General features: G+C 32.6%; 11 protein-coding genes. 5 read left to right on the top strand and 6 right to left on the bottom strand.

The annotated features are described in order from the left end of the window. Positions 1 to 505: 505 nt before the first annotated feature. Positions 506 to 871: a S1 RNA-binding domain-containing protein gene (locus tag LrDSM24759_RS01290; protein WP_117117694.1), complete on the bottom strand. Its 366-nt coding sequence runs from the start codon at positions 869 to 871 to the stop codon at positions 506 to 508. Positions 872 to 973: 102 nt separating this feature from the next. On the opposite strand from LrDSM24759_RS01290, the gene LrDSM24759_RS01285 reads away from it, so the two are divergent. Together LrDSM24759_RS01285 and LrDSM24759_RS01280 are read left to right on the top strand one after the other, a co-directional pair. Then, complete coding sequence (locus LrDSM24759_RS01285; protein WP_117117684.1) at positions 974 to 1924, top strand: NAD(P)/FAD-dependent oxidoreductase; 951 nt, start codon at positions 974 to 976, stop codon at positions 1922 to 1924. Positions 1925 to 1954: 30 nt separating this feature from the next. After that, a complete protein-coding gene (locus LrDSM24759_RS01280; RefSeq protein ID WP_117117682.1) occupies positions 1955 to 2605 on the top strand; it encodes a VTT domain-containing protein in 651 nt (216 codons plus the stop codon). An 11-nt stretch (positions 2606 to 2616) separates the two neighbouring features. Here LrDSM24759_RS01280 and LrDSM24759_RS01275 read toward each other — a convergent pair whose 3' ends face one another. Genes LrDSM24759_RS01275 through LrDSM24759_RS01255 form a run of 5 tightly spaced genes read right to left on the bottom strand, consistent with a single transcriptional unit; the run spans position 2617 to position 6276 of the window. Further along, the gene (locus LrDSM24759_RS01275; RefSeq protein ID WP_117117680.1) at positions 2617 to 3222 is read right to left on the bottom strand and encodes a TIGR01906 family membrane protein; all 606 of its coding nucleotides are present in this window, start codon (positions 3220 to 3222) and stop codon (positions 2617 to 2619) included. Next, complete coding sequence (locus LrDSM24759_RS01270) at positions 3219 to 3995, bottom strand: TIGR01457 family HAD-type hydrolase (protein ID WP_117117678.1); 777 nt, start codon at positions 3993 to 3995, stop codon at positions 3219 to 3221. The genes LrDSM24759_RS01275 and LrDSM24759_RS01270 overlap by 4 nt, the downstream gene beginning before the upstream one ends. Further along, complete coding sequence (locus LrDSM24759_RS01265; RefSeq protein WP_117117676.1) at positions 3995 to 4567, bottom strand: YutD family protein; 573 nt, start codon at positions 4565 to 4567, stop codon at positions 3995 to 3997. Before LrDSM24759_RS01265 ends, LrDSM24759_RS01270 begins: the two co-directional genes overlap by 1 nt. Beyond that, the gene (locus LrDSM24759_RS01260) at positions 4560 to 5951 is read right to left on the bottom strand and encodes a bifunctional metallophosphatase/5'-nucleotidase (protein ID WP_117117674.1); all 1392 of its coding nucleotides are present in this window, start codon (positions 5949 to 5951) and stop codon (positions 4560 to 4562) included. Before LrDSM24759_RS01260 ends, LrDSM24759_RS01265 begins: the two co-directional genes overlap by 8 nt. Further along, positions 5944 to 6276: a hypothetical protein gene (locus LrDSM24759_RS01255; RefSeq protein ID WP_117117672.1), complete on the bottom strand. Its 333-nt coding sequence runs from the start codon at positions 6274 to 6276 to the stop codon at positions 5944 to 5946. Before LrDSM24759_RS01255 ends, LrDSM24759_RS01260 begins: the two co-directional genes overlap by 8 nt. A gap of 102 nt (positions 6277 to 6378) precedes the next feature. Between LrDSM24759_RS01255 and LrDSM24759_RS01250 the strand changes: the two genes are divergently transcribed. From LrDSM24759_RS01250 to LrDSM24759_RS01240, 3 genes are all read left to right on the top strand, one after another. Further along, positions 6379 to 7764, top strand: a complete 1386-nt coding sequence (locus LrDSM24759_RS01250) for a glycerophosphodiester phosphodiesterase (RefSeq protein WP_117117670.1) — start codon at positions 6379 to 6381, stop codon at positions 7762 to 7764. Between the two features lie 18 nt (positions 7765 to 7782). Further along, positions 7783 to 9180, top strand: coding sequence for a dipeptidase PepV (gene pepV, locus LrDSM24759_RS01245; protein ID WP_170133345.1), 1398 nt, complete (start codon positions 7783 to 7785; stop codon positions 9178 to 9180). A 94-nt stretch (positions 9181 to 9274) separates the two neighbouring features. Further along, positions 9275 to 11998, top strand: coding sequence for a transglycosylase domain-containing protein (locus LrDSM24759_RS01240; RefSeq protein ID WP_117117666.1), 2724 nt, complete (start codon positions 9275 to 9277; stop codon positions 11996 to 11998). The last annotated feature ends 26 nt before the right edge of the window (positions 11999 to 12024 follow it).

The following is a 12024-nucleotide window of genomic DNA, read 5'->3' as shown; positions in this document are numbered from 1 at the left end:
AGCTCATGATATTTTTTAATTTGTTATCACAAATTTATTGCTTGCGAATTGACTTCGCTTATTGATTGGGGTTAAAAACCCCGCACACTTTTCAGCGAAACTTTGTTCAGTTTTCAAGGTACTACCAGCTGACTAAGTCAGCTCAATAATTATAACACATATATTTTCATTATGCAAGAACTTTTTTGAATTATTTTTCAAAAGAAGTTTAAAACTTGCAGTTGAATTAGTGCTTTATAATTGTAACAAAAATGTAATACTTTTGTCAAGAACTTTTTTCATTTCTTTTTTAAAACATTTTTGTTTGCTTCGACCAGCGAAGCTTATTAATTATACTATAGATATCTTCTTAATGTCAAGCATTAATTTTATCTATTTTGTTATTACTTTCGTAACAACAGTTTATTATTATACAGAGATAACAGAATTTTGCAAGAGCTTTTTTCTTGTTATCTCAAACTGTCATCCCCTGACAGCAATAAATATATTACAGGATTCATTTTACTTATGCAAGATATTTTTTATATTTTTTTATTCCTATTCTTATCTCTTGTGGTAATGCATCTTTCAAAGGTTTAAAACCAGTTTTAACACTTCTTGATGTCCAAAAGTGTCTCCTTTTACGTCTAATATTAATCGGTGTTGCTAACAAACCTCGTTGAGATAAGCTAATTTGATCTGAAAAAGGATCAATATCTAAAATCATTACCTTAATTTCGTTTCCCACTTTATAGTGTACAGAGGGATTCGTTTTATTAATTTCTGAAATATGTAGTAAACCCTCATTCATTTTGTCCAACCGTACAAAAATTCCATACTGTTGAATACCATTTATCACACCTTTAACTACTTGTCCGATTTGAAAGTTCATTTTAAGCATCCCTTTCTCTTCTTCTAGCTTTATTGTAAGCTAGATAACTGTAAATGCTAATATTTAACCTTTTCTTCCTCTATATCATTAAGGAGCAATAAAATGAATAAATTTGATTTAGCAATCATTGGTGGTGGACCCGTAGGTTTATTTGCTACCCAGTTTGCCCAACTTCATAACTTAAATACCATAACTTTTGAAGCACTCAATCGTTTTGGCGGCCAGGTTGAATGGCTATTTCCTAATAAGGAAATTAAAGATATTCCTTCCTATGAGTCTCTTAGTGGTAAAGACCTTATAAAAAAACTTAAAACTCCTCTTACTAATACCCTTCAACCAAACTATCGGGTTGAAACTATCAAAAAGGAAGATGGATACTTTTTCATCAATGATGAATATCAGGCAAAGACAATTTTAATTACCACTGGATTAGGAGCCTTTCATCCAAAAACATTACCTATTAAAGTCACAAAAACAGAAGAAAAATTTATTAATTATTTTATGACAGACCCCACTAATTATAAGAATCAAAAAGTCGCTGTTTTAGGCGGAGGTGATACAGCTTTAGATTGGGCTTTACAACTAGCTCCTATGGTCAACTCTTTAACTTTAATTCATCGTCGACCACAATTTCGTGGTTTAGAAAGTTCTCTTAATCAATTAAAATGTTTAAGTAATGTAAAAATTTCAACCCCTTATCTTCCGAAAGGATTACAAATAAAGGATAATTTATTAGAACTCACTCTTAACAAAATTGGAAGTAATGAGCAAAGTAAACAGAGCTTTGATAATATTTTTGTCGCTTACGGCTTTAAATCTGATAATCGTATTTTACGCAATTGGGGACTTGAACTTTCTGGAAGAGGAATTCAAGTAGACAGAACAATGGCAACCAATATTCCGGGTATATATGCAATCGGAGACAGCGTAGAATATGAAGGACGCGTTCCAATGATTGCTCTAGGATTTGGTGAAGCACAGATAGCTATTACTAATATTATAGCTAAATTATTTCCTGATAAAAAAATCACATTACATTCTACTAGCATTTAATTTTTCTCTTAGAAAGGTTTTCATTTACTAATGAATTTAATCGATTTCATCTTACACATTGATGATCACCTTGTTACCTTAGTAAATACTTTTGGTAACTGGTCATACTTAATTTTGTTTGCCATTATTTTTATTGAAACTGGCGTTGTAATTTTCCCGTTTTTACCAGGTGATTCACTAGTCTTTGCTGCCTGTGCAATGGCTGCCTCTCCAAAATATAGTTTAAATATTTGGGTATGCTACTTTTTATTTTTAATAGCAGCAATCCTTGGCGATTCTTCGAACTATGAAATTGGGCATTGGTCTGAATCAAAAAGTAGTGATCATAATTGGTTTAATAAGCTAATTAATCAAGAACACCGTAAAGCAGCTGAAAACTTTTTCGATAGTCACGGGGGGATTACAATCCTTTTAGGAAGATTTATTCCTTTTATTAGAACTTTTGTACCGTTTGTTGCAGGAGCAAGTAAAATGCATTATCGTACCTTTATTTTTTATAATATTTTAGGTGCCTTATGTTGGGTAAGTCTCTTTTCTATCTTAGGTTACTTTTTTGGTAACATCCCTATTGTTCAAGAACATTTTTCATTAATTGTCATTGGAATTATTGTGATTTCAGTTCTTCCTCCTCTTATTATGTGGCTCCAAAAGAAAATTACATTAAAAAAGGAACTTCGTTAGAAGTTCCTTTTTTATTTTCTTACAAGAAAATGAGCAAAATAAAGTTCATATATCATTCCAGCCACTGCAAAACAAGCAGCAAAGAAGTCTTCAGTTAAAATATTGATAATCGGATCAGTTGTAGGATCAAAGAGCCAATTATTATTATTAAATATTATTTTATGAAATGTAATAAAAAATGTATCAAAATTTGCTAATGCAAATGGTAAAACAACGACTGGTAAAATCATAAATACTAATGCTTCAGTCTTTGTTAAAGAAATATAGTTTAATTTTTTTCTTCTCTTCAAATAAAGATAAATGATTAACCCTACGACAAAAATAATAATAGCTAACTCAAATAATAATTTACATTCATAAAAATGTTCAGCTGCCGAAGTAGAAGTAGGAAACTTATCCATTTTTAGTTTCGTAGTAAAAGGCCAACATAAATATAATAATAATTGACTGTAGACATGCATAATTGAAGCCGGTGATTGGTGAACAAGTAAGTAAGTTTTTTGTATCACAGTAAAAGTCATCAATAGTGGCCAACTTATAATCAGAGTACCAACAGTTGCAATTGAAATTGCATTAAAAAAATTATAAATTATCGCAATTATAGGTTTATTTTTCATAATTTCCAATTATCCAAATTATCAACGATATGAGTAGGTTGAATTTTTTCCTGCTTGACTTCCTCTAAGCCAGTAACACCAGTCAAAGTTAAAATAGTATCTAAACCATTATTAATACCAGCCATAATATCAGTATTGTAGTTATCACCAACCATTACCACATCATCCTTATCCATTTTTAATAATTTCAAAGCATATTTAATAATTGGAGTTGCAGGTTTACCAATATAAACAGGTTTTTGTCCAGTGGCTACTTCAATCATCTTACATTGTGAGCCATTACCTGGAAGTAACTCGTTAGCCGTAGGTAAAACTTTATCAGCATTAGTGCTTACAAAGGTAGCCCCATTTCGTATTGCTCGACAAGCAGTACGAATTTTTTTATAGGTTAAATCTGTATCCATTCCCACAATAACGTATTTAGGTTTTTGCTCTTCTAAATAAAAATGTGGATCAGAAATTATCCCTTCCATCACTCCCTGTTGCCCAATGAGATAAACTGGAATCTTATTTAGATCTGGATTTAATTCCTTTAAATAAGTTTTTGTAGCTAGCACAGGCGTATAAATATGTGATACATCAGTTTCAACCCCATGCTTTTTTAAGTTAGTGACAGCCATTTCTGGGGTGCGTGTTGTATTATTGGTTAAAAAAAGATAAGGGATATTTTTTTCTTGGAGTCTTTTTACAAAACGTACTCCTGATTCAATTTTTTCTTTTCCACGATAAATAGTGCCGTCTAAATCAATTAAATAAGCCCCATATTGTTTCATTACTTATCCCTTCTTTTCTTAATTACAAAACCCTTGTGTTTATTTTTCTTTACTACTTTAGTTTTATGAGCTTTGAAAGATGTTTTATGTACTTTTCGTTCTTTAAAATTATTCCTATTATTTCTTTCAGTTCGACCAGTACGCTTTTTGCGCTTATTTTTACGTCCTAATGTAACTCGTTTTACCTGATTCTCCCCTAAAAGATGAAGAATAAAATAAGGACTACCGGGATTAGAATACTCATCTAAATAATCGACAATTGTTAAAGCCTTTTTATCAATGGCTACATGTTCTTTACTATCGTAAAATCCTTTAAGCCTTAAATGCTCACTAGCAATATCTCCGACAAGATAGTCATATTGATTTAAAAAAGGATCGTATTTTTCTTTTAAAAGTTCAATATCCAAAGCATCTTTTTCATTTGCAAGAATTTCATATTTACGACCTTCAATTAATAAAACATTTTCTCCTAAGACAATATGCGCATCAGGATGGTATTTTTTGAGAAGGTCGGTTTCATCTTTTACCGAGTTCTCTATCTTTTTATTATTATTACTTTTTATTTTATTCATCTTTTATCTTATCCACTGGGTACTTTTTAGCTAAATACTTTCCAACTACAGTACGCAAATAATCAGGAAAAATAAATTGATTCTTTCCGGCAATTGCAAGAGTTGGGAAGAAAGGAATTAAAACATAATGATCAAGATTAGCTAGAGTATATTCCTGGTTTGGCTTAATTTTTTCTCCATTCACTAATACTTGTTTAGTTTCTGGATTCACCTGAATTCCTTTATAATACATTTCTCCGAAAATTTTACCTCTAAAGCTCATCCCTTGTAGTGGAAATTCTTTTAGATAATGTCTATTTTTTTCAATTTCCATTACTAACCGCCACAAATCTTTTCCCTTTAATTTTGTTTTTACAAGGTGCATTGGGTGAGGAAGACTTTGATGAAGATCTTTAGCAGTAATAATTTCCGAATTAAACGGTGTTAAAAACAAGCCGCTACTCAAAATTCCTAAATCAGTATTTGTATAGTCACAAATAGCATCTAAACTTACTTTAATTGCTTCTTTTTTATTATGCAAAAATTTTGTTGGTAAGTTGGCAATTTTACGTTGAGCAAGTAACGTACTTCCACGTTCAAACAGTTCCTCTACTTCATCTTGATCTTCAGACTTTTCTGGCATTTTATCCACTAAATGCGTTGTTGGTTCAACCTTAACTAACTGGTGCTGTTCATTAATTTCTAAATAAATATCACCCACATACTTTCCCCATTTACCTGTCTGTGTAATCCAAGTTCGGTTTACTTTTTCTCCCTTTGGTAAAAGCGTATGACTATGCCCACCAATAATTAAGTCAACTTCAGGATAATTCTTTGCAATTAGCCGATCTTCTCTAATTCCAATATGACTTAATACAATCAAAAGATCGTATCTTCCTTTTAATTTAGGTAATAAACTATCTAAAGTTTTTGATATCTGCTTTACCTGCCAATGATTTGGTTCATAAGTTAGTGGATAAGCAGCAGTTAAGCCAATCACAGCAATTCGAGTTTTTTTGGAAGTTTGAAATATTTTATATGGCTGTGACCAGTCCGGTTTACTTTGATCTTCTTCAAATAAATTAGCTAACACAACCGGAAAATTTGCTTGATCAAATAAATTTTCTAAAACTTGATGTGAATTAGATATACCTTCATTATTTCCGATAGTGACAGCATCATAATGAAACTGATTCATTAATCCAATATTTGCTTGACCTTTAGTCGCATCTGATAAGGGATGTGAGCGGTCCATAAAATCGCCAGCATCAAATGTAAATGTTTGATCAACCGTGGGATCATCTTGTGCTTGCTTAATAAAACGTCTAATTTTGGGAAATTGTTCAAAATGTGAATGCAAATCATTCGTGTGAATGATACGTAACTTTTCTCTTTTTTTATCCAATTCGATTTGCCTTTAAAATACTGTGATAAGCATCAAGAATCTTTCCTTTTGGTTTTTCCCATTCAATCCATTCTGGATGCTTCCAATTATCTTCATTTAATAAAGTTTCAAGTTCATAAGTCTCATTAATATACTTTTCATATGTTTGCAGAGCCTTGGTACGAGCAAGATTTAATTGTAAAATTCTAACTCTTTTTATTTTTCCTTGATCAACAGCTAATTCAGCAATTCCATTTTGATCAACATTGGAAATTTCATAATACTTACTACCATCATTACGGGTAATTTCTTCAATTAAATTTAATTGTTGATACTTACTTGCCATAAAATCTACTCACCTTATTAAATCTATTTTATCTTCATTTACTTTCTATATATAGAAAAATTACTCTAACCATGCTATCTTAAAAAAGATAGAGGTGAATCTATGAAGGTCAAAAATTTATCTTTTTTTACTTTACTATTAAGTGCTATTTTTATATTTAATTCTGGTTTCTTAGTTATTGGTCACCGTGGTGATCCTTCAAAATATCCTGAAGAAACTATCCAAAGTGATAATTCAGCGTTTGAAAACGGTGCAGATTATGTTGAACTTGATCTGCATGTTTCCAAGGATAACGTTTTAGTCGTGTCGCATGATCGCGATTTATCAAGAGTAGTCGGATCATCGGTTATTGTATCACAAAATAATTTTTCCTATTTACACTCTCTAAAACAGTCGAATGGTGAAAATATTATCTCACTTGACGAATTATTTCAATATTATCAAAATAAACCAAATACCAAGTTTCTAATAGAAACTAAAAAAACTTCTCATGGTTACCCCAAAAACATGGAAAAACTTTTGGCTCAAAGTATCAAGAAGTATCATATGCAAAATCGGGTTATGATTCATTCTTTTTCAGCTGACAGTTTAGAAAAAATGAGCAAATTACTTCCTAGTGTACCCCGATTTTTTATTGTTGGTTCACTAAAACGAATTAATTTCGAAGTGCTCTCCTATGTTACGGGAGTAAATATTTCCTATGATTTAATTACTGACAATCCCGATTTAATCAATCAACTTCATAAACTTAATAAAAAAGTATTAGTCTGGGCTGAAATGAACGAATCTCCCAAACTATGGAATTGGTTAATTAATAATGATATTGATGGGGTAGTGACTAATTTCCCTGCCACGGGTTATAAATATAAATTAGCGAAAAATGGTACGAAAAAATTTACTCTTAATAAATCTGGTTATTATTTTGGCAAACAACCCCTTAGAGCTACTGAAAATCCCTATATTCAAGTTCAAACTAAAACTTCACTCAAGTTTCTTGATCCAGTTCATATTAGTGCAGTAGTAGTTAATGATGACAAAACCTTTTATCAAATTGGAGAGCATGATTTTGTTCCCGCCGATGCAATTAGCTTTGATTTAACACCCGAAACAGTTTTACCGTACTGGAATTTGAACATTATTTCCAAACCTAATAAATTTGTTAAAACTTATCAAAGTCCCACATCTGATGCTAAACAAGTTTCATATTTGCATCCCAATCACAAATATCAGATTTTAGCTGTTAATGGTGGTGCTAAAATCAATTGGATTCTTACTAATCAGGGATGGGTTTCAGCAGATGATATTTTGTATTATGGTTTATTCAATCAAAAATCTGCTAACTTTAAGGCTTATCAAAAATTACCCGTAAGTTCTCGAGTTACAAATATTGCGCTTTTGCCAACTTTAACCCACAATAGAGTAGTAAATTGTACTTTTTGGAACACTTATCGTGCAGAAAATGCAATAATATATAATGATAGACAATAATTAATAAAGGAGTTAATTATGGAACTAGATTATAAAAAATTAGCTGAAGAAAAAAAGGACGATATCTTAAAAGATTTAGGCGAATTAATTGCTATTGATTCATCCGAAAATTTAGATGAAGCAAGTAAAGAATATCCTGTAGGACCTGGTCCAGTTAAGGCAATGAAAAAATTCTTATCATTTGCTAAACGTGATGGCTTTGACACTGAAAACTTTGATAATTACGCCGGCCGTATTAATTATGGTGAAGGCGATAAACGTGTTGGGGTAATTGGTCACATGGATGTTGTTCCTGCCGGAGATGGCTGGAAAACTGATCCTTTTAAGATGACAATCAAAGATGGCAAAATTTATGGACGTGGTAGTGCTGATGATAAGGGACCTTTTCTTGCTGCCTACTATGGGATGTTAATTTTAAAAGAACACGGTTTTAAACCAAAGAAAAAAATTGACTTTGTAGTCGGTACTAATGAAGAAACCGATTGGGTTGGAATTGAATACTATCTCAAGCACCAACCTGCTCCAGATGTTGCTTTTTCACCTGATGCTGAATTTCCAATTATTAATGGTGAACAAGGAATTGTAACTTTAAAACTTGATTTTAAAGACGATTTTAATGAAGGTAGCGTAAAGCTTTGGACCTTTAATTCTGGAATTGCTGCTAATGTCATTCCTCAAACCGCTACTGCTCAATTAAACGGTGAAGACTTAGAAAGTATTAAACCTAAGTATGACTTATTCCTCAAAGAACATAATCTTGAAGGGAAATTCGAAATGGCTAGTGGTCGTGCACTCTTAACCTTAACAGGACAAGGTGCTCATGCTTCTGCTCCCGAAACTGGACGCAATGCTGCAACCTACTTAGCATTATTCCTTGATTCATTAGATTTTGGTGGACAAGTTAAGAACTTCCTTCATTTTATCGCTACCGTTGAACACAAAGATTTCCATGGTGAAAAATTGGGAATTGCTCATCATGATGATTTAATGGGTGATATTGCCAGCTCTCCTTCTATTTTTAAAGTTGAAGGACAAGATGCCTATATTTTAAACAATGTGCGTTACCCACAAGGTACTGATCCAGAAAAAATGTGCCAACAAATCAATGAAAAATATGGTGCTATTTTAGTTGCTCGTGTACACGGCAAAAATGAAGTTCCACACTACGTACCTGTTACTGATCCATTAGTACAAACTCTTCTTTCAGTTTACGAAGAACAAACTGGTAAAAAAGGACATGAAGTTGTTATTGGTGGTGGTACTTACGGACGCTTATTCGAACATGGTGTAGCATTTGGTGCTCAACCTGAAGGTGCCCCATTAGTAATGCACCAGCCTAACGAATATATGAAAGTCGATGACTTAATAAATTCAATTGCTATTTATGCACAAGCTTTATATGAATTAACTAAATAATTTTTATAATATTACTACAAATTAAAAAAGGACGGTCTAAGGGCTGTCCTTTTTGCTATAATAAGGAAAAGCATATTATAAAAAGGAAACTATTGTGAAAAATTTAAAAGAAAAATTTATTAACTTTTTGACTGATGGCCCAAAAGTTAGAGATTTAGCTCAAGAATCTCATGAAAACAAACTGACTTTTTATGCTGGTGTAATCTATTTGACTTTACACCGTGTTTTTCGTTATGCGATTGCCATTCTAGCTTTTCTTATTTTCTTATTAGTTGGATTTGGTAGTGGGTATGCTGTTGGTATTGTGCGCCAAACGCCAATCCCAACCGTAACTCAACTTGATCGCCCAATTAATCATTCGCAAAATTCTGCTACTTTATATTATTCAGGTAGTCAAAAAATTGCTAAAGTAAATTCTGATATCACAATTGATAAGGCAACTGATGCTGAATTAACTCCTTTAGTTAAAAAAGCAGTAACCGCTACTGAAGACGAAACTTTTTATGAACATAAAGGTGTCTTACCTAAATCTTTAGTAAGGGCTGTTCTTTCAGAGTTTACTGGAATTGGTGTGCAAACTGGTGGATCTACTTTGACTCAGCAATTAGTTAAAATGCAATTTTTAACTAGTCAAACCACCTGGCGGCGTAAGATTACTGAAATGTTTTATGCTCACAAACTAGAACAAAACTTTTCTAAAGAAACAATTTTAAGAGCCTATTTAAATTCTGCTCCCTACGGTAAAAATAATAATGGTGAAAACATTAATGGAATTAAAACAGCCGCAAAGGGAATTTTTGGCAAAGACATCAAAGATTTAACTCTTCCTGAAGCTGCTTTTATTGCTGGTTTACCTCAAAGTCCTTCAGTTTATACTCCTTACACTGTGAAGGGAAAACTAAAGAAAGATCTTTCTTTAGGGATGAGACGTAAAGATATTGTCTTGTTTAGAATGTACCGAAATGGAGACATTACTAAAGCACAATATGAATCGGCTAAAAAATATGATTTAACTAAGGATTTCTTAGATCCAGGTACTCCAAAGAAACAGAAAAAGCAAAATTCTTACTTATTTAATTTGGTAATGAATAAGAGTTCTGAAATTATTGCAAATAATTTAATTGAACAAGATGGTTTGAATCCAACTGATGTAAAAAAAGATACCAACCAATATAACCAGTACTTAGCATCTGCTACTCAACTTTTGCATGAAAAAGGTTATACGGTTCATACTACAATTCGGAAGCCTCTTTATAAGGCAATGCAAACTGCAGTTGCGCAATCTTCTCTTGGTGAAAGTCACACCAGTCAAGATTATGATCAATCAACCAACAAATACGTTAACACGACTGAAAATGTCGAAAATGGTAGTGTTGCAATTGATAATGAAACAGGTGCGGTGTTAGCCTTTTCTGGTGGTGTCGATTTTAAAAATTCACAAATAAACCATGCTTTTGATACTTATCGTTCACCTGGTTCATCTATTAAACCTTACCTGGTATATGCACCAGCGATTGAACATAAGATCATCTCAAGCCAAACAGCTATTGCTGACTTCCCTAAGAATTATGGAAATTATATTCCAACTGACTACAATATGACGATTGAGAACCGATTTATTCCGGCACAGGAGGCTCTAGCAAAGTCATATAATTTACCTGCTGTAAATATTTACAATAAATTGTTACATACTCGTGGAACTAACGAGCAAGCAACCATGAAAAAACTAGGATTTAATTTAAGCAAGAGTGAGTATCAAAATCTTGGTTTAGCTCTTGGGGGTACTGATTATGGTTTTTCAGTTGCTGATAATGCAAGTGCCTTTTCAAACTTTTATAATAATGGCAATCGCAGTTCTGCTTATTATATTGATAAAATTACTGATCCAACCGGTCGCGTAATTTATCAACATCATACTAAGAAGACTAAAGTTTTCTCTCAAGGAACAACCTATATTATGCAAAAGATGCTTCACCAAGTTGTTAAAAATGGTACTGCATCTAGCCTTAAGAGTTCTCTTCAATTTAGTACAAAGAGCTTAATTGGTAAAACTGGAACCAGTAATGATTATCGTGATATTTGGTTTAACGGTGCTACTCCAGGAGTAACCATTTCTAGTTGGATTGGTTATGACAATTTCTATGGTCACTCTTATACTTTGGATACTAATTCCAGCGAAACTAACCTGCAACTCTGGGCAAACATCGCCAATGCTCTTTATCAAGAAGATCCAACAATTTTCGATCTCAATAAAAAGATGACTAAACCTAAGAGCGTCTACGAAAATAGAGTTGTAAAAAAGACAGGAACCCTACCGGGAACTGTTAACTTTGATGGTGAAGATTATCGTATTTCAGGTAAAAAAGTAACTGCTCTCAGTCTATCACCAGCCCCAGAAGCCAATAGTGAATTTGGTATTGGTGCATCGCATAAAGATTATCGCTTATTCTATGATTATCTTGACGATATTGATAATGATTATGGCAAAACTTTACTTTACACCGGTAAGACCATCTCCAAAAAGCGTAATTTAGATGATCTCTTTACCGTAGCCAATGGTAATCCTTCTAATGATGAATATTATGGGAAAGAAAATAATGTAAATAATAAGGGCTCCTCTACCTCAGAACAAAATGTTGGTGCTAATGATCAACAAGCAAATTCTGGTCAAGGTAGTTCAGGAAATGGCAACGATGATAAATCAACTAGTGATAATAATTCAACTTCTACAACACCAGAAGAACCAGCGGCAACTAGTCCTAATAATAATCAGACTAACGCTGGTAACGAACAAGTCACTGGCGACACTAATCAATAAAAAAAGCGGAATTCAAATTCCGCTTT

Origin of the sequence: Lactobacillus rodentium (genome assembly GCF_003423665.1) — a bacterium.
GTDB lineage: Bacteria > Bacillota > Bacilli > Lactobacillales > Lactobacillaceae > Lactobacillus > Lactobacillus rodentium.
The sequence above is the reverse complement of the archived record's forward strand: the minus strand, read 5'-3'. Positions and strand labels throughout refer to the sequence as shown.